Genomic DNA, 18,256 nt, shown 5'->3' on the forward strand with positions numbered 1-18,256 from the left:
CCCGCGCATGGAGGGCGGGCTTCCGGATAGTTGCATCTATGGCAGCAGCACGACCTTGGGCGAAGCGATGGCATTGCCGACGATCTCGGCGAATGCCGCGGCGCCTTCGGACAGGCTGCGGATGTCGGTCCAATCGCAGCGCCCGAGACGGCCGTCGATGATCGCGGCGGCGCATTCCTCGAAATCACCCTGGGTATAGGTATAGGTGCCGATGAAGGTGATCTCTTGCAGCGTCATGCGCCGGATGTTCAGCCCGTTTGTCGCCTGCCCAAGGCCGATGTGAAGAATGACACCGCCGGGCCGCACCGTTTCGGAGGCAACCTCGCGGGTGGTGGCGAAACCGGCCGCGTCGATCAACAGGTCGGGGGCGTGTCCCGAGGGCGCGTGCTCGACGACGGGGAAATCGTCGATCTCGGTCAAACGCCGGCGGCGGATCGCGTTCGGCTCGACAATGGTGATGTCCGTGCTGCCGAGGGCGCGGGCCGCAAGCGCCGCACCGAAACCGATGGCGCCGCCTCCGAGGATGAGCACCCTTGCCGCCGGACCGCCCAGCACGCGATTGCCCAGCTTGACGGCGTGCCAGCCGCAGGCCAGCGGTTCGGCCAGGCAGGCGACGGGCGCGGAAACGGTGTCGGGAATGGCGATCAGGTTGCGTTCGGGCGAGGTGATGAACTCGGCGAACCCTCCCTCGCGCGGCGGCATCGAGATGATCTGCCGGTCGGGGCAGAGATTGTCGCGCCCCTCGCGGCAGGCCGGGCAGATGCCGCATGTCGCCAGCGGATTGACAGTGACGCGCTGGCCGGTGCGCGGGCCGCTGGCGATGGTCCCCGCGACCTCGTGCCCAAGAATCAGCGGTGCCGGGCGGCGTTCGTCATGGCCCAGATAGGCGTGGATGTCCGATCCGCAGATGCCGACGGCATCGACCCGCACCAGAACCTCGCCCGGTTTCGGGATGGGGTCCGGCATCTGGCGCAGTTCCAGCGTGCGTTCCCCCGTATAGACCAGAGCCTTCATTTCGCGGTAAACCCTCCGTCCACCATCAGGATTTGCCCGGTCACATAGGCGGATGCCTCCGAGCACAGGAAAAGCAGCGGCCCGTCCATATCCGCAGGCTCGCCATTGCGGCCGATGCAGGTTTGCGCCGCATTCTTCGCGGCCAGTTCTTCGTTCGCGAAGACCGCCGCCGTCAGTTCCGTTCGGAAGAAGCCGGGACCAAGCGCGTTGGCCGTGATGCCCGAGCCCGACCAGGCCTCGGCCATGGCGCGGGTCATCTGCGCCACGCCGCCCTTGGAAGCGCCATAGGCGATCCCCGCGGCAAAGGCGCGCCAGGATTGCAGCGAGGCGAAGTTGACGATCCGGCCCCAGCCCTTTTCCTTCATCGCAGGCACCAGCGCCTGTGCCAGGAAGAAGGGCGTCGACAGGTTCAACGCCAGCGTCAGGTCCCAGCCCTGCGGTGTCACCCGGTCGGCATGCTCGCGCGTGTTCACCCCGGCCGCGTTGACCAGGATGTCCGGTGCGCCGAATACCGATGCCGCGTCCTGCGCAAGCTGGGCAAGACTGTCGCGGTCGGTCAGGTCGGCGGCAAGGGGCTGGATATGCCCCTCGCCTTGCCGGGCCAGTTCGGCAAGCTCGGTCTCGCGCCGGGCAATGGCGACGACATGCGCGCCGCGGCGGGCCAGAGTCAGGGCCGCCTGCCGCCCCAACCCGCTGCTGGCGCCGGTCACGCAGGCGATCCGGCCTGCAACGGAAAACAGGTCCTGCTCCATGTCAGGCGCTGGCATTCAGGTCGAAGCGGGCTTCCGGGAAGTATTTCTTGAGCCGGATATCGGCGGTCCGGGCGTGCCCCTCCATCCCCTCGAGGCGCGAGATGCGCGCGGTCGCCTCGGCGATGGGGCGGGCGCCTTCGCGGGTCGCGCGCTGCCAGGTCACGACCTTCATGTATTTGTGGACCGACAGCCCGCCGGTATAGCGGGCCGCGCCCGAGGTCGGCAGCACGTGGTTCGGACCCGAGGCCTTGTCGCCGAAGGCGACCGTGGTTTCCTCGCCCAGGAAAAGCGAACCGTAGCATTGCAGGCGCTTGAGCCACCAATCCAGGTCGGCGGCCTGCACGGTCAGGTGCTCGGGCGCATAATTGTCCGAGGTCGCGGCCATTTCCTCGCGGTCGGCGCAAAGGATCACCTCGGCATAGTCGCGCCAGGCCGCCTCGGCGTTCATGCGGTTCACCTCGGGTAGATCCGCGATCAGGTCCGGCACCAGCTTCAGCACGGTCTGCGCAAGCTTTTCGTCATCGGTGACCAGCCAGACGGGCGAGTTGTAGCCATGCTCGGCCTGGCCGACCAGGTCGGCCGCGACCACCATCGGATCGGCGCTGGCGTCGGCGAGGATCAGGCTATCCGTGGGGCCGGCGAACATGTCGATGCCGACACGGCCGAACAGGATGCGCTTGGCCTCGGCCACGAACTGGTTGCCGGGACCGACCAGGATGTCGGCGGGCGGGCAGTCGAACAGGCCGAAGGCCATGGCGGCGATGCCCTGCACGCCGCCGAGCGCCAGGATGCGATCCGCCCCGCACAGATCGGCGGTATAGATGATCGCGGGGTTGATACCGACACCCGGGCGCGGCGGCGAACAGGCGGTAACATGCTGGCAGCCCGCCACCTTCGCCGTGGTGACCGTCATGATCGCCGAGGCGACATGGCTGTAGCGCCCGCCCGGCACATAGCAGCCGACCGACCGGCAGGGGATGGTGCGCTGGCCTGTCGTCAGCCCCGGCATCAGTTCCAGCGAGAAATCCTGCAACGAATCGCGCTGCGCCTCGGCGAAGCGGCGGACGTTGTCATGGGCGAACCGGATGTCGTCCTGCAGCTTCTGCGGAACCTTGGCCTTGGCGGCCTCGATCTCATCACGGGTCAGCACGATATTGCCGTCGTATTTGTCAAGCTCGACCGCATATTTGCGCGCGGCCGCTTCGCCGCCGTGCTCGATGTCGCCAAGGATCTTCTGGACGATCTCGCGGGTCTCGCCGGCGTCGGTGGTCGCGGTCTTCGGCGCTTTCTTCAGATAGTGCAGAGCCATGAAATTCTCCGGGTTATCGTGATCGGCCTGGTGCTTCGACGGCCCTGATCGAGCCGGTTGCGAAGCTTTCTCCTCTTGGCCATGGTGTGATGTAAGCGCTTTCATTTGGACAACGCAAGCCCTTCTCATCGGTTCTGGTCAAATTATTCGCTTGCTGCGAAAGTGGCTGCCAATGCCCAGATCCAGCGAGGACAGGTTGTGAGCGAGAAAACGGTGCATGCGACGGTGGACGATGTGGCGGCGCTTGCGGGTGTGTCCACCGCAACCGTTTCGCGCTGTCTCAACGCGCCTGACCGCGTGGTGCCGGCGACGCGGGCAAAGGTCATGGAGGCGATTCGCGCCCTGAACTACTCCCCGAATTTCGGTGCCCGTGCCTTGGCGTCGCGGCGGACGGGCATTATCGGCGCGGTGGTCCCGACGCTGGAAAACGCGGTCTTCGCGCACGGGATCGGTGCGTTCGAACGCTCGCTTCCGCCGGGAAAGTTCGCGCTGCTGGTCGCCTCTTGCGGCTATGATCCGGAACGCGAAAAGCAGCAGATCGAGGCCCTGGTCGCGCGGGGCGCGGACGGGTTGCTGCTGGTCGGTTTCGATCGCGATCCGGCGATCTACGACTGGCTGGCCATCCGCAAGGTGCCTTACGTGCTGGCATGGGCCTGCGGCGATTCGCATTCCTACGCGGGCTTCGACAATGCGGCGGGCATGGCCGCGATGGTGCGCATGGTGCTGGATCTGGGCCATCGGAACATCGCGATGATCTCGGGGCTCACGCAGGGCAATGACCGGGCAAGGGGGCGGCTGGACGGTGCCCGTGATCTGCTGGCGCAAGAGGGGCTGGCCTTCCGCAATGTGGCCGAGGTGCCCTATGGCCTGGAAAGCGGGGCGAGGGCCTTTGCCGAGTTGATGACGGATCGCAGCATCACCGCGGTCATCTGCGGCAACGACGTGCTTGCCGCAGGTGCCTTGCGTGCGGCGCATCGCATGGAGTTGCATGTGCCCAAGGATGTGACGATCACCGGCTTCGACGACATCGACATCGCCTCGATCACCTTTCCCGAACTGACGACGGTGCGGGTTCCGCATACCGGGATGGGCGAGCAGGCGGCGGCCTTGCTGGAGCGGCTCATCGAGGGCAAGCGCGGCGAAAGCGTTCTTTTGCCGACCGAGATCGTCGCGCGGGGCACCCATGCCCCGCCGGCCGCGCGAAAGCGATTCGCTAAGGTGTGATGTCTCGCGCAGAGGCTTGCGGCGTTTCGGTGCAAAGGCTCTCATCTAGCGCAGACCATTCATATCCATAGATAAATTTTCCAGCCTAGATGCGGCGTTTACATGTCTCGGATGACTTTTGCCTGGTCTTCTCCGGAAAAAGATTGACTGTCCCAAGCATCTATGTAACCGCTTACATAACTAAGGGAGGATGAGGATGTCACGCAAGGCAGTGGTGGGCGGCGCGACCATATTCGCAGCCCTCGCCCTTTGGTATGTTGCGACTTCGGTGACGCAAATGATCTCACCGGGCCGGTTCCCCTCACCGGCGGACACCTGGACGGCTTTCGGTCAGATCACCGGCGTGGGCTATGCCAATGGGGTGCTGATCGACCATGTCCTGCGCTCGGTCACGCTGGTCACGCTGGGCTTCCTGGTCGCGATCTGCACCGGGGTTCCCCTGGGTCTGTGGATGGGCTGGAGCCGCAAGGCGGAGGCGGTGATCAACCCGGTTTTCCTGATCATCCGCCCGATCCCGCCGCTGGCCTGGATCCCTTTGGCGATCCTGTGGCTGGGCCTGGGTGACATGGCCAAGATCCTGGTGATCTGGTTCGCCGCCTTCGTGCCCTCGGTCATCAACGCCTATGCGGGGGTGCGCAACCTCGACAAGACCCTGATAGAGGCGGCGCAGATGCTGGGCACGCCCTTCCTGACCTTCGTGCGCGAGATCCTGCTGCCCGGCGCCAGCCCGATGATCTTTACCGGCTTGCGGCTGTCCTTGCAGGCATCCTGGACCACGCTGGTCGCCGCCGAACTGGTCGGCGCGATGACCGGGCTGGGCCGGGTTTTGAATGCGGCGCAGCAGGACCTTTATCCGGGCATGATTCTGGTCGGGATGATCGTGGTGACGCTTTGCGGCTGGCTGATGACCGCGGCTCTTGGCGTCGCGGAGCGTCGCGCGCTTTCGTGGAATACCGCCTCGCAGGCAGGGGAATGAGCAGCATGCGGATCTTCGACACCAACAACACCGTCGTGCTTGGGCTGGTCGGGTTCGGCGGCTTCCTGGCGGTCTGGACGTTGCTGAGCCTTTCGGGGCTCATCCCCAGCCTGTTCCTGCCGTCGCCCGCCGCCGTGGTCGAGCGGTTCGCCTATCTGCTGAACCACAGGTTCGCCGGCGGCACCCTGGTCGACCATCTCGGCGCCAGCATGCTGCGCTTTGCGGGTGGCTTTGGCTTGGCGGTGCTGATCGGCATCCCGCTTGGCCTGCTCATGGGCTGGTTCCGGCTGCTCGACGATATCGTGACGCCGCTCTTCGACGCGGTCCGCTTCATCGCGCCGATCGCCTGGGTGCCCTTCGCTGCGCTGTGGTTCGGCACGGGCATCGGTGGGCCGATCATGATCATCTTCGCCGGCGCCTTCCCGCCCTGCCTGATCAACGCCTATCGCGGAGCGAAATTCGCCGATCCCCGGCTGATCGAGGCCGGGCGCATGCTGGGAACCCCAGACCGCCGCATGATCACCGAGATCCTGCTGCCCTCGGCCGTGCCCTCTATCATCGCCGGGTTGCGGATCTCGGCCGGGCTCGGCTGGCAATCGCTGGTCGGGGCCGAGCTGATCGTTGCCTCGACCGGGATCGGCTACATGATGGTGCAGGGGCAGGGGAACGTCTCGACCACCACGGTCATGGCCGGAATGATCGGCATCGGCATCATCGGGCTTGTCATCGACGTCGTCCTGCGCCGGGTCGAGGAAGCGATCCTGCGCCGCCGTGGTCTCTCAGCATAATTCGAAAGGAATGGACGAATGGGAGCGATCCGCTTCGACAATGTCGGCCGCGTCTATGGCACCAAACCAGGAGGCTTCGAGGCGCTGAAGGGCGTCGACCTGGAAATCGCCGACAAGGAGTTCATGGCGGTCGTCGGCCCCTCCGGCTGCGGCAAGACGACCTGCCTGCGCTTCGTCGCCGGGTTCGACCGCCCGACCTCGGGCACGGTCAGCGTGGACGGCGTCAAGGTCACGAAACCCGGCCCCGACCGCGCCGTGGTGTTCCAGCAGTTCGCGCTGATGCCCTGGAAGACGGTGCGCGAGAACATCGAGCTGGGCCTGCGCAACAAGGGCGTGCGGAAGGCCGAGCGCAAGGAGCGGATCGACCGCATCCTGGCGCTGATGAACCTGACCGGCTACGCCGATGCCTTCCCGCATCAACTGTCGGGTGGCATGCAGCAGCGGGTCTCCATCGCGCGGGCCTATGTGCTGGATCCCGAGGTTCTGCTGATGGACGAACCCTTCGGCGCGCTGGACGCCCAGACCCGCGTGGTCATGCAGGAGGAGCTGGTGCGTCTGGCCCGCCGCAATCCGCGCACGGTGATGTTCATCACCCATGCCGTCGAAGAGGCCGTCTATCTGGCCGACCGCGTGGCGATCATGGCCCGCCAGCCGGGACGGGTAAAGGAGATCATCGACATCAGGACGATCCGCGAGGCCGAGCGCTGGGACGATCACGAAAAGATCGAGGACGTGATGGATCTTGAAAGCTTCGTCCACCTGCGGACCCAGATCTGGCGCAGCCTGCGCGAGGAAAAGGCGATGGAAATCGCCTGAACAAGAACCAATCGATAACGGAAAACAAGTTCCTGGGAGGAAAAACATGAGAACCGGCATTTGCGCGGGCCTTGCTTTCGGCATGATGCTCGCAGGCGGCGCGGCCAGCGCCGAGGCGATCCGCGTCAGCTATCAGCCATCGCTTTATTGGGCGCTGCCTTTCCACGTCGCAACCGAAAAGGGCTGGTGGAGCGAGGTGGAGCTTGAGCCCGAATTCGTCACCTTCCCGGCGGGTGCGCCGCAGATTGCCGCCGCGCAGGCGAAGGACTGGGATGTCGGCGGCACCGGCTCGGTCCCCGCGATCCTTGGTGCATCCCGCTTTGGGTTGAAGACCATCGGCCTGACCAACGACGAATCCCGCACCAATGCGATCATGGCTGCCAAGGCCGATATCGACGCGGTGAAGGCGGATCCCGGCGTGATCGACAGCCTGCTGGTCACGACCAACTCGACCGCCGATTTCACCGCCCGCGCCTGCCTTCAGAAATGGGGCATCGACCCGGCCTCGGTCGAATTCGTCAACCTGGCCCAGGCGCAGATCATCTCGGCGGTGATCAGTGGCAATGGCCGTTTCGCTGGCGTCTGGGCGCCGAACACCTATACGCTGCAGGAACGCGCGGAATACGATTACCTGTGTTCCGGCGCGGACGCCGATGCCATCGTTCCCGGTGCGCTGGTGGTGCGAGAGGACTTCGCTTCCGATAATCCCGAAGCGGTGCAGAAATTCCTTGCCGTCTATCTCAAGAGCATCCGCTGGATCAAGGCCAACCCGGAGGAGGCCAGGGAGATGCTGGTGGACTTCTATTCCGAGGGCGGGGTCGAGATCTCGGAAGCCGGTGCGAGCGCCGAGTTCGAGCTGCGCCCGACCTATACGCTGGACGAACAGCTTGCCCTCATGGCGCGGGGCGATGGCGCATCCAAGGTGGATGGCTGGATGACCCGGATCGCCGAGTTCATGACGACCGTCGGCACCATCCAGCAGGCGCCCGAAGCCGCAAGCTATATCGACCCGGGCTTTTTGCAAGGCGTGAAGGCCAGTCAGGCACTGGTCGATTTCGTGAATGCCGATTGAAGCAAGCGTTGGCCGGATGATCTCCGGCCAACGCGCCCCGGCCTGTCAGGTCAGCGAGACCTGATAGGTCAGGCTGTCGGTGCGGCACAGGCTGCGCCGCCGCTCGACAGGAAGGCCCATGATGTCGAACGCCACGCGATCGACGCACAGAAGCGGCGTTCCCGCACCGACATTCAGCGACGCCGCGGCTTCCTCATCGGCGACGACCGCCGAGATCGATTCATCGGCCCGCAGGATGATGCAGCCATAGATCTGCTGGTAAAGCACATAGAGCGTATTCGGCAACGGCGCGCGCCGGTCCAATCCGGCAAAGCGGCTGGCCGAAACCACGGTCGTCTCCAGAACGCTTGGGATGCCTTGCAGGCTGCGGACGCGGCGGATCTCGTAGACATCCTTGGGCTCGCCATCCAGCCCCTTGCGCTCTGGCGCCAGGGCGCGGCGGCTGGTCACCTTTTCGCTGACCAACTCGGGACGAATCATCTGGCCGTCCGGCTGCCGCAGCCGAAAGAAATTGAACAGGGAACTTTCTGGCGTTCGGGCCGTGACGAAGGTACCGCGGCCCTGCTCGCGGCGAACGATCCCATGTTGCTCCAATATCATCAAAGACTTGCGCGCAGTCCCCTGCGAGACGCCGATTTCGGCGGCAATCTGCATTTCGCTGGGCAGCATCGAGCCCGGCAGCAGCTCGCCGGACGAGATCTGCGCGATGATTCGGTCGATCACCTTCTGATAGAGCGGCTCGGCCATGTCGGGATCCTTCAACATTTCCCGACATCTATCATGCGCCGCCTCTCTTATACAAGAATTATGGAATTAGTCTTGTATAAGATTTCATGTACATGATAAGACTCGGGCAGTAGGATGATGCTGCTATCCAGAGGAGGGGCACTTGAGAAACATTCCACAACTTCTTGTCCACGATCATGCGGACAATGTCGGTGTCGTCGTCGTCGAGGACCTGAAGGCCGGCACCGAGATGCTGTGCGTGGTGACGTCGGACAATTCGGATTTTCGCCTGACCGCCAAGGCCGACATTCCCATCGGTCACAAGGTGGCGCTGAAGGCGCTGAAGGCCGGCGATACGGTGATCAAATATCACGAGGACATCGGCAAGATGGTCGGCGACGCCGATGTGGGCGGGCACGTCCATACCCACAACTGCAAAACGAAACGGTGGTAAGTCATGGCTCTTGATTTCAGCAATACGACCGTCAAGGCTTGGCGCCGCGAAAATGGCCGCGTCGGCGTGCGCAACCACGTGTTGATCCTGCCGGTCGACGACATCTCGAACGCGGCTTGCGAGGCGGTGGCCAATAACGTCAAGGGCACGCTGGTCATCCCGCACGCCTATGGCCGCCTGCAGTTCGGCGAGGACCTGGAGCTGCATTTCCGCACCATCATCGGCACCGGCGCGAACCCCAACGTCGCCGCGGTGGTGGTGATCGGGATCGAGCCGGAATGGACCAAGGTCATCGTCGACGGCATCGCCAAGACCGGCAAGCCCGTCACCGGCTTCTCGATCGAGCAGAAGGGCGATTTCGAGACCATCCGCCAGGCGGGCTGGAAGGCCAAGGAATATGTCCACTGGGCGTCCGAGCTGCAAAAGGAAGACTGCCCGATCTCGGATCTGTGGATCTCGACCAAATGCGGCGAAAGCGACACGACCACCGGCCTGTCGTCCTGCCCGACGGTCGGCAACATGTATGACAAGCTGCTGCCGCAGGGCATCTATGGCTGTTTCGGCGAAACCTCCGAGATCACCGGCGCCGAGCATATCTGCGAAAAACGTGCGGCCAATCCCGAGGCTGCGAAGAAATTCAAGGAAATCTGGCAAGCCTATTCGGACGACGTGATCTTCGCCCACCAGACCGACGACCTTTCGGACAGCCAGCCGACCAAGGGCAACATCCTGGGCGGCCTGACCACCATCGAGGAAAAGGCGCTGGGCAACCTGGAAAAGATCGGTCGCACCTCGACCTATATCGACGCGATGGGGCCGGCCGAAACGCCGTCGAAGGGTCCGGGCCTCTACTTCATGGACAGTTCCTCGGCGGCGGCGGAATGCGTCACGCTGATGGCGGCGGGCGGCTATGTCATCCACACCTTCCCCACCGGCCAAGGCAACGTGGTCGGCAATCCCATCGTGCCGGTCATCAAGATCTCGGGCAACCCGCGCACCCTGCGCACCATGTCCGAGCATATCGATGTCGACGTGACCGGCGTGCTGACGCGCGAGATGACCATCGACCAGGCGGGTGATGCGCTGATCGAGATGATCGTGCGCACCGCGAACGGCCGCATGACGGCGGCCGAGGCCTTGGGTCATCGCGAATTCTCGATGACCAAGCTCTATCGCAGCGCCTGATCAGCCGATCACACTGGCCAGCCCCGGCAGCGACGGGGCTGGCGAGACCCTGCAGGTGCCTTGCCGGACGATGCCGCCCACGGCGGTGTGGGCGGCGGATTGCGTCTCTTGGCATCCATATTCGGATCAGATTTCCATGGAAAAAACAGCGGCCCAGTCGCGATCGTCCGGTCGCGGAAGATTCCGGATGCAGATCGGATCCGATCTGTTCCCCGGAATCGCCGTTGCCGCCCTCGTCGCGGTTACGGCGCAGTTCCTGTCCGACCATTACGGCGCGCCCGCCATGCTGTTGGCATTGTTGATGGGGCTGGCGCTGAATTTCCTGGCCGATGATGGTACGCGCACCAAGGCGGGCATCGAATATTCCGCTCGCACGGTCCTGCGGCTGGGCGTCGCGCTGCTCGGGGCGCGCATTTCGGTCGACATGCTGACGGAATTGGGCGGAGTGATGATCCTGCTGGTGATTGCGGGCGTTGTCGCGACGATCCTGTTCGGCATGATCGCGGCCAGATTCTTCCGCAGGGGCTGGCGCATGGCGCTGCTTTCCGGCGGGGCGGTGGCGATCTGCGGCGCCTCCGCCGCAATGGCCATTGCCGCGGTTCTGCCCAAGACCGACAAGTCCGAGCGCAACTTGGCCTTTACCGTCATGGCGGTGACGGTGCTTTCGACCATAGCCATGATCGCCTATCCGCCGCTGTTGTCCTGGTTCGGCTTTACACCGCTGGAATCGGGGGTATTCCTCGGCGGCACGATCCATGACGTGGCCCAGGTGGTCGGGGCGGGCTTCTCGGTCAGTCCCGAGGTCGGCGAGACGGCGACCGTGGTCAAGCTGATCCGGGTTTCGATGCTGGCCCCAGTGGTGCTGGCCTTTTCCCTCGCCATTCGCGCCGGCAAGCTGGATGCCGACGCGCCGGGAGGAACCAGGCCGCCATTGCTGCCGTCCTTCGTCATCTGGTTCCTGGTGCTGGCCGCGCTGAATTCCTTCGGCCTCATCCCGGCATGGATGTCCGATCTGGCTGGGCAACTCAGCCGGTGGGCGCTGCTGGCGGCGATCGCTGCCGTGGGAATCAAGACATCGCTGGTGCGCATGATGGAGGTCGGCGGCTCCGCGATCGGCCTGGTCGTGGTCGAGACCGTTTTCCTGGCCTGCTTCATCCTGACCGGCGTCCAATTGATCGGCTGAAAGGTTTTTTGATGTTCCGCAAGATCTTGGTTGCGAACCGTGGCGAGGTTGCGATCCGCGTGATGCGGGCGGCGAACGAGCTGGGCAAGAAGACGGTGGCGGTCTATGCCGAGGAGGACAAGCTGGGCCTGCACCGCTTCAAGGCGGACGAGGCTTACCGCATCGGCGAGGGGCTGGGGCCGGTCGCGGCTTATCTGTCGATCCCCGAGATCATCCGCGTCGCGAAGGAATCCGGCGCCGACGCCATCCATCCGGGCTATGGCCTGCTCAGCGAGAACCCCGATTTCGTCGATGCCTGCCAGGCCGCCGGCATCGCCTTCATCGGGCCGAGCGCCGACACCATGCGCGCGCTCGGCGACAAGGCCAGCGCCCGGCGCGTCGCGATCCAGGCCGGCGTGCCGGTGATCCCGGCGACCGAGGTCCTGGGCGAGGACATGGAGGCGATCAAGCGTGAGGCGGCCGAGATCGGCTATCCCTTGATGCTGAAAGCCTCCTGGGGCGGCGGCGGGCGCGGCATGCGCCCGATCATGGGCGAGGGCGAGCTGCCCGAGAAGGTGCGCGAGGGACGGCGCGAGGCCGAGGCCGCCTTCGGCAATGGCGAGGGCTACCTGGAAAAGATGATCCTGCGCGCGCGGCACGTCGAGGTGCAGCTTCTGGGCGACAGCCACGGCGGGCTTTACCATCTTTACGAACGCGACTGCACCGTGCAGCGCCGCAACCAGAAGGTCGTCGAACGCGCGCCCGCGCCCTATCTGACCGAGGACCAGCGCGCCGAGGTCTGCGCGCTGGCGCTGAAGATCGGCCGCGCCGTCGGCTACCAGAACGCCGGCACCGTCGAATTCCTGATGGATATGGACAGCCAGCAGTTCTACTTCATCGAGGTGAACCCGCGCGTCCAGGTCGAGCATACCGTGACCGAGGAGGTCACCGGCATCGACATCGTGCAGTCCCAGATCCTGATCGCCGAGGGCGCGACCCTGGCCGAGGCCACCGGCGCCGCCAGCCAAGCCGATGTGCATCTGAACGGTCACGCCCTGCAATGCCGGGTCACGACCGAGGACCCGCTGAACAACTTCATCCCGGACTACGGCCGCATCACCGCCTATCGCTCGGCCACCGGCAACGGCATCCGGCTCGACGGCGGCACCGCCTATTCCGGGGGCGTCATCACCCGCTTCTACGATTCGCTGCTGGTCAAGGTCACCGCCCATGCCCAGACCCCGGAAAAGGCCATCGCCCGCATGGACCGGGCCTTGCGCGAATTCCGGGTGCGCGGCGTGGCGACGAATATCGAATTCGTCATCAACCTGCTGAAACACCCGACCTTCCTCGACGACAGCTACACGACCAAGTTCATCGACACCACGCCGGACCTGTTCGCGTTCCGCAAGCGCCGCGACCGGGCGACGAAGCTCCTGGTCTATATCGCCGACATCACCGTCAACGGCCATCCCGAGACCGCCGGCCGCCCCCTGCCGCCGGCCGAGGCCCGCGCCCTGGTGCCGCCCGCAGCCAAGGCCGAGCCGGCGCCGGGCACGCGGCAACTGCTGGAGAGCCAGGGCCCGAAGGCCGTCGCCGCCTGGATGCTGGCGCAAAAGCGGCTCTTGATCACCGACACCTCGATGCGCGACGGCCACCAGTCGCTTCTGGCGACGCGGATGCGCTCGATCGACATGATCCGGGTCGCGCCCTCTTACGCCGCGAACTTGGCCGGCCTGTTCTCGGTCGAATGCTGGGGCGGCGCGACCTTCGACGTCGCCTATCGCTTCCTGCAGGAATGCCCCTGGCAGCGGCTGCGCGACCTGCGCGCGCGCATGCCGAACCTGATGACGCAGATGCTGCTGCGGGCCTCGAACGGGGTGGGTTACACCAATTACCCCGACAATGTGGTGCAGGAATTCGTGCGCCAGGCGGCCAAGACCGGCGTGGACGTGTTCCGGGTCTTCGACAGCCTGAACTGGACCCCGAACATGCGCGTCGCCATGGATGCGGTGATCGAGGCCGGCAAGATCTGCGAGGGCACGATCTGCTATACCGGCGACCTGCTGGACCCGGCGCGATCGAAATACGACCTGCAATACTATCTGAAGATGGCACGCGAACTGCGCGACGCCGGCGCGCATGTGCTGGGGCTGAAGGACATGGCGGGGCTGTTGAAGCCGGCCTCGGCGCGGGTCCTAGTCAAGGCGCTGAAGGACGAGATCGGCCTGCCGGTGCATTTCCACACCCATGACACCGGCGGCATCGCCGGGGCGACGATCCTGGCCGCGGCGGCGGCGGGGGTCGATGCGGTCGACTGCGCCATGGACGCGCTGTCGGGCAATACCTCGCAGGTCTGCCTGGGTTCGGTGGTCGAGGCGCTGCGCCACACCGAGCGCGACACCGGGCTCGACATCCGCGCCATCCGCGAGATCTCGAACTACTGGGAGGCGGTGCGCGAGCAATATGCCGCCTTCGAAAGCGGCTTGCAGGCCCCGGCCTCCGAGGTCTGGCTGCACGAGATGCCGGGGGGCCAGTTCACCAATCTCAAGGCGCAGGCGCGTTCGCTGGGGCTGGAGGAACGCTGGCACGAGGTCGCCCAGGCCTATGCCGATGCGAACCGGATGTTCGGCGACATCGTCAAGGTCACGCCCAGTTCCAAGGTGGTGGGCGATATGGCGCTGATGATGGTGGCGCAGGGTCTGTCGCGCCAGCAGGTCGAGGATCCCTCGGTCGAGGTCGCCTTCCCCGACTCGGTCGTCGACATGATGAAGGGCAACCTGGGCCAGCCGCCCGGGGGCTGGCCCGCGGCCTTGCAGAAGAAGGTGCTGAAGGGCGAGGCCCCGCTGACCACCCGCCCCGGCGCCAGCATGCCGCCGGTGGACCTGGAGGCGACCCGGGCCGAGGTCGAGGCGCTTCTGGAAGGCAAGGCGGTCGATGACGAGGACCTGAACGGCTATCTGATGTATCCCAAGGTGTTTTTGGACTACATGGGCCGGCACCGGATGTATGGCCCGGTGCGGACGCTGCCGACGCGGACCTTCTTCTACGGCATGGAGCCGGGCGAGGAGATCGCGGCCGAGATCGACCCCGGCAAGACGCTGGAGATCCGCCTGCAGGCCATCGGCGAGACCGACGAGACCGGCGAGGTCAAGGTGTTCTTCGAGCTGAACGGCCAGCCGCGGGTGATCCGGGTGCCGAACCGTCTGGTCAAGGCGCAGACCGCCGCCCGTCCCAAGGCCGACCCCGCGAACGAGGGCCATATCGGCGCGCCGATGCCCGGCGTCGTCGCCTCGGTCGCGGTCGCGGTCGGGCAAAAGGTCAATGTGGGCGACATGCTCTTGACCATCGAGGCGATGAAGATGGAAACCGGCCTGCACGCCGACCGCGCCGGCACGGTCAAGGCGCTGCACGTCACCCCAGGACAGGCCGTCGACGCAAAGGACCTGCTCGTCGAGGTGGAATCTACACCGACCGATGAAGGCATCCAAGATTCCCCGAAACCTTTCCAACCGATTGCAGAGAGCGACAATATCAGGGCAATGATCGCGGCGCTCGACCAAGTGTGACAGGCGGGATTCTATCGCCTGTGTCGAACATAAGGCGGCGACCCGAGTCGATGCCGTAGATGTGGCGGTCAATGTTCTGCCGCCCAACCCGGCGGGATCAGGGGGATGCGGCGCGGCCAACTGCTAATCTCCCATATCTGGCCGGAGCAGACGCCGATCCGCTGGAGGTGGCTCGTGAAAAGGGCGCCGGTTAACAGGATCAAAAAAGGGGGAGATCGAGCGCGCTCGACATTGCGAAACAGTGTCCAATGCGTGCCCCCGCAACCAACGATAATTGCGAAACCTCCGTAGCTTCCAGCGCGGAGGTTTTTGCGTTTCTACGCCCCGGCTTGCGCGATACCGCCATCTGACCCAGAAGGTTGTCCAGCGCCTCGGCTTCCGACAGGAAATCCGGATCCTTTTTTCCCGCCGCGAAGCGCAGGATGGCGCCAAGGTCGCCGCGCAGCACGATGGCCAGTGCGCCATTCTCCGGCACCAGCGTCACCTGATCGACCAGCGCGCGCAGGATCTCCGCCGCCTGGGCGCGGCTCTCCTCGTGCTGGAGGTTCTCGGAAAGCGCGGCGATGCGTTGGGCATAGAGCGCTGCCATGTTCGGATGCAGCAGGGGCGGCGGTTCGTCGGCATTGGCCAGCTTCTCCGTTAGTTCCGCCTTGCGGGCTTCCAGCTGCGCGATCTTGTCTTTGAGCGTCAGCGGCGGGACGCCTTGCAGGATGGCATCGACGGCCTTGTCGAGTTCGCGGACCGTGCGGTCCAGATCCCGGCGAGCAACCTCCAGATCGGTGCCGCGCTCCATCCGCAACCGGTTCACTTCCCGGGTGAACTCGGCGCAGAACTCCCGGAACAATTCCGGCTCCATCAGATGCTTCCGGAGCCCGTTCAGGACCGAGGCCTCGAGCGCGTCGCGGCGGATGTTGACGCGGTTGCCGCAGGTGCCCTTGTTGCGCGCCGTCGAGCAGCCCAGAAGATCCTTCGAGATCATCGAATAGCCGCCACCGCAGCAGCCGCATTTGATGAGACCCGCGAAGAGGTGCTTCGGGCGTCGCCGGTCGTTCAGCGGGTTGCCTTCGGGGCGGCTGCGGGTCGAGAAGGCCAGTTCGCCCTGCCGGGCCTTTACGGCGTCCCAGAGGTTTTGGTCGACGATGCGCAGGTCCGGCACCTCTTGCACCACCCATTCGCTTTCCGGGTTCAGACGCGAGACCCGCCTGCCGGTGTCGGGGTCCTTGACGTAGCGAAGCCGGTTCCAGACAAGGCGGCCGATATAGAGCTCGTTGTTGAGGATGCCGGTGCCGCGCTCGCGGTTGCCGTGGATGGTCGACGGCCCCCATTTCCCGGCCCATGGGACCGGGCACGCCCTCGCGGTTCAGCGCCATGGCGATGGCGCGCGAGGAGAGGCCGCTGTCGTAATCGGCGAAGATGCGGCGGATGACGGCGGCCTGCGCTTCGTTGATCGTGCGGTCGCCGCGGATCGGTTCGCCGTTGGCGTCGAACTTCTTGACCACGTCGTAGCCGTAGGAATTGCCGCCGCCCGACTTGCCGTCCTCCACCCGGCCGCGCAGGCCCCGGCGGGTCTTGTCGGCCAGGTCCTTCAGGAACAGCGCGTTCATCGTGCCCTTCAGCCCGACATGCAACTCGCTGATCTCGCCCTCGGAGAGGGTGAACATCTTTACATCGGCATAGCGCATGCGCTTGTAGATGCCGGCGATGTCCTCCTGGTCGCGGCTGATCCGATCCAGAGCCTCGGCCAGCACCAGGTCGAAGTGGCCACGCGTCGAATCCATGACCAGTGCCTGGATACCGGGACGCTGGATCATGCTGGCGCCGGAGATGGAATGGTCGGAATATTCCTCGACTACTGTCCAGCCTTCCTTCTCCGCCCGCAACCGGCACATGCGGAACTGGTCGGCGATCGAGGCCTCGCGCTGATTGTCCGACGAATAGCGGGCGTAGATCGCGACTCTCATGCGCGGGCCTCCTGATCAATCGGGGTGATGCCTGCCGTTCTTGCGCTCTTCGGCCTCGACGAAATCCCGTGCCGCGTGTCGGGCCAGCAGGCGGACCAGTTCGGCAAGGCGGGGGTCGGGAGAGGGCAGGAGAGCAGTGGAATCCCCGGCCGGTTCTGCGACCACCCGGAGCCGTTCCGCCACTGTCTGCCTCTGCCGTGCCATCGCCCCGTTCCGCTTCCCGCGCGGCAGGACCCGCGCAGGCAAAAGCGTGGCGCAGGGCGGGATGGAATCACAGGCGGGTTCGGGCGCATCGCATCAACCCTCGGCGCAGCACAGCGTAAACCGGCGCTGCCGCGCCTGCTGCAGGGGGCGCTGCGCGGCGGCGTCATCGAAGAGTGGCGTAAAAATACCGGAAAGTCGCGGGATATCTCGCGACGAGGGGCGAGATCGGCGGGGTTCCGCAGCTCAAAGACGGAACGTTGCGGGAGGGTGGGACCGCCGCAGAGGGCGGGAAGCAGTCCGTGGAGCCGCAGCATTGAGTCCGCAGACGCCAGCATTAGCTGCCGCTCGTCACTGACACCTATGTGGCGGCGACGCGTAGGAAGCAGACGCTAGGTGTTTGATCCCACGGTTTGATGGTGCGATCCATTCGTCGGAATGGAAGGAAGCACTATGGGACAAGTTCGTCACGGCTGCGCCACGACCACGCACGCCATTCGAGCAGCAATACAGCGATCGCAAGCTTCGATCGCGGCACTGAGCCAGGAGTTTGGGATCAATCCGAAGACCGTGGCGAAATGGCGTAACCGCGAGACGGTCGAGGATTTGAAGACTGGGCCCAAGGAGCCCCGATCCTCCGTGCTCAGCGAGGCTGAGGAAGCAATGGTCGTTGCCTTTCGGCGTCACACGCTCTTGCCGCTGGACGACTGTCTCTATGCTCTACAGCCTTCGATCCCTCACCTGACACGGTCAGCGCTGCATCGGTGCCTTCAGCGGCACGGCATCTCGCGCCTGCCTGAGATCGGCGGCGACAAGCCGAAGCGTCAGCGGTTCAAGCGCTATCCCATCGGTTTCTTCCACATGGATATCGCCGAAGTGCAGACGGCCGAGGGCAAGCTCTATCTCTTCGTGGCCATCGACCGAACGAGCAAGTTCGCGGTCACCCAACTCGTCGAAAAGGCTGACAGGAAGACCGCTTGGGAGTTCCTGGAGCATCTACTGGAAGCCGTGCCCTATCGCATCCACACGATCCTGACGGACAACGGC

The 18,256-nt window shown here is 65.0% G+C and carries 14 protein-coding genes and 1 pseudogene; 10 read left to right on the forward strand and 5 right to left on the reverse strand.

All coding sequences use genetic code 11. The annotated features are described in order from the left end of the window. Positions 1-36: 36 nt before the first annotated feature. The 3 genes from ASV56_RS15790 to hisD are packed head-to-tail and all read right to left on the reverse strand — an operon-like array spanning position 37 to position 3,075. A complete protein-coding gene (locus tag ASV56_RS15790; RefSeq protein ID WP_062562950.1) occupies positions 37-1,014 on the reverse strand; it encodes a zinc-dependent alcohol dehydrogenase in 978 nt (325 codons plus the stop codon). Beyond that, on the reverse strand, positions 1,011-1,766 hold the full coding sequence (locus ASV56_RS15795) for an SDR family NAD(P)-dependent oxidoreductase (RefSeq protein WP_082724874.1): 756 nt from the start codon (positions 1,764-1,766) through the stop codon (positions 1,011-1,013). The genes ASV56_RS15790 and ASV56_RS15795 overlap by 4 nt, the downstream gene beginning before the upstream one ends. A gap of 1 nt (position 1,767) precedes the next feature. Next, positions 1,768-3,075 (reverse strand): histidinol dehydrogenase, encoded by a 1,308-nt coding sequence (hisD, locus tag ASV56_RS15800; protein ID WP_062562952.1) that lies wholly within the window; start codon positions 3,073-3,075, stop codon positions 1,768-1,770. A 105-nt stretch (positions 3,076-3,180) separates the two neighbouring features. On the opposite strand from hisD, the gene ASV56_RS15805 reads away from it, so the two are divergent. The 5 genes from ASV56_RS15805 to ASV56_RS15825 all read left to right on the forward strand — a co-directional run bounded on the left by ASV56_RS15805 (position 3,181) and on the right by ASV56_RS15825 (position 7,951). Then, positions 3,181-4,299: a LacI family DNA-binding transcriptional regulator gene (locus ASV56_RS15805; protein WP_253880078.1), complete on the forward strand. Its 1,119-nt coding sequence runs from the start codon at positions 3,181-3,183 to the stop codon at positions 4,297-4,299. Positions 4,300-4,642: 343 nt separating this feature from the next. Beyond that, entirely contained in the window at positions 4,643-5,275 is a 633-nt protein-coding gene (locus ASV56_RS15810) for an ABC transporter permease (protein ID WP_216635403.1), read from the forward strand. Continuing rightward, positions 5,272-6,063, forward strand: coding sequence for an ABC transporter permease (locus tag ASV56_RS15815; RefSeq protein WP_062562955.1), 792 nt, complete (start codon positions 5,272-5,274; stop codon positions 6,061-6,063). Before ASV56_RS15810 ends, ASV56_RS15815 begins: the two co-directional genes overlap by 4 nt. A gap of 18 nt (positions 6,064-6,081) precedes the next feature. Further along, positions 6,082-6,879 carry an ABC transporter ATP-binding protein gene (locus ASV56_RS15820; RefSeq protein ID WP_062562956.1) on the forward strand — a complete coding sequence of 266 codons (798 nt, stop codon included), beginning with the start codon at positions 6,082-6,084 and terminating at the stop codon, positions 6,877-6,879. Between the two features lie 46 nt (positions 6,880-6,925). Beyond that, the gene (locus ASV56_RS15825) at positions 6,926-7,951 is read left to right on the forward strand and encodes an ABC transporter substrate-binding protein (protein ID WP_062562957.1); all 1,026 of its coding nucleotides are present in this window, start codon (positions 6,926-6,928) and stop codon (positions 7,949-7,951) included. A 45-nt stretch (positions 7,952-7,996) separates the two neighbouring features. Here the strand turns inward: ASV56_RS15825 and ASV56_RS15830 are convergent, their stop codons facing one another. Continuing rightward, on the reverse strand, positions 7,997-8,698 hold the full coding sequence (locus tag ASV56_RS15830; protein WP_062563348.1) for a GntR family transcriptional regulator: 702 nt from the start codon (positions 8,696-8,698) through the stop codon (positions 7,997-7,999). Positions 8,699-8,840: 142 nt separating this feature from the next. Here ASV56_RS15830 and ASV56_RS15835 point away from each other — a divergent pair, with 142 nt between their 5' ends. From ASV56_RS15835 to ASV56_RS15850, 4 genes are all read left to right on the forward strand, one after another. After that, positions 8,841-9,131, forward strand: coding sequence for a UxaA family hydrolase (locus ASV56_RS15835; RefSeq protein WP_062562958.1), 291 nt, complete (start codon positions 8,841-8,843; stop codon positions 9,129-9,131). 3 nt (positions 9,132-9,134) lie between these two features. Then, positions 9,135-10,316, forward strand: coding sequence for a UxaA family hydrolase (locus tag ASV56_RS15840; RefSeq protein WP_062562959.1), 1,182 nt, complete (start codon positions 9,135-9,137; stop codon positions 10,314-10,316). 187 nt (positions 10,317-10,503) lie between these two features. Beyond that, entirely contained in the window at positions 10,504-11,499 is a 996-nt protein-coding gene (locus ASV56_RS15845; RefSeq protein ID WP_062562960.1) for a YeiH family protein, read from the forward strand. 11 nt (positions 11,500-11,510) lie between these two features. Then, entirely contained in the window at positions 11,511-15,047 is a 3,537-nt protein-coding gene (locus ASV56_RS15850; RefSeq protein ID WP_253880080.1) for a pyruvate carboxylase, read from the forward strand. Positions 15,048-15,246: 199 nt separating this feature from the next. On the opposite strand, the pseudogene ASV56_RS25065 reads toward ASV56_RS15850, so the two are convergent. Then, positions 15,247-17,008 (reverse strand): annotated as a pseudogene (locus ASV56_RS25065) (recombinase family protein). A 654-nt stretch (positions 17,009-17,662) separates the two neighbouring features. Here ASV56_RS25065 and ASV56_RS15860 point away from each other — a divergent pair. Next, positions 17,663-18,256 (forward strand): DDE-type integrase/transposase/recombinase (locus ASV56_RS15860; RefSeq protein WP_156429134.1); only part of this gene is annotated, 594 nt, incomplete at its 3' end.

This window comes from Paracoccus aminovorans (assembly GCF_001546115.1).
Taxonomy (GTDB): Bacteria; Pseudomonadota; Alphaproteobacteria; order Rhodobacterales; family Rhodobacteraceae; genus Paracoccus; species Paracoccus aminovorans_B.

Bases quoted from the DNA above. Each gene is read 5' to 3' on its own strand.
- ASV56_RS15790 (WP_062562950.1), bottom strand. From the start codon at position 1,014: ATGAAGGCTCTGGTCTATACGGGGGAACGCACGCTGGAACTGCGCCAG.
- ASV56_RS15795 (WP_082724874.1), bottom strand. From the start codon at position 1,766: ATGGAGCAGGACCTGTTTTCCGTTGCAGGCCGGATCGCCTGCGTGACC.
- hisD (WP_062562952.1), bottom strand. From the start codon at position 3,075: ATGGCTCTGCACTATCTGAAGAAAGCGCCGAAGACCGCGACCACCGAC.
- ASV56_RS15815 (WP_062562955.1), top strand. From the start codon at position 5,272: ATGAGCAGCATGCGGATCTTCGACACCAACAACACCGTCGTGCTTGGG.
- ASV56_RS15820 (WP_062562956.1), top strand. From the start codon at position 6,082: ATGGGAGCGATCCGCTTCGACAATGTCGGCCGCGTCTATGGCACCAAA.
- ASV56_RS15825 (WP_062562957.1), top strand. From the start codon at position 6,926: ATGAGAACCGGCATTTGCGCGGGCCTTGCTTTCGGCATGATGCTCGCA.
- ASV56_RS15830 (WP_062563348.1), bottom strand. From the start codon at position 8,698: ATGGCCGAGCCGCTCTATCAGAAGGTGATCGACCGAATCATCGCGCAG.
- ASV56_RS15840 (WP_062562959.1), top strand. From the start codon at position 9,135: ATGGCTCTTGATTTCAGCAATACGACCGTCAAGGCTTGGCGCCGCGAA.
- ASV56_RS15845 (WP_062562960.1), top strand. From the start codon at position 10,504: ATGCAGATCGGATCCGATCTGTTCCCCGGAATCGCCGTTGCCGCCCTC.
- ASV56_RS15850 (WP_253880080.1), top strand. From the start codon at position 11,511: ATGTTCCGCAAGATCTTGGTTGCGAACCGTGGCGAGGTTGCGATCCGC.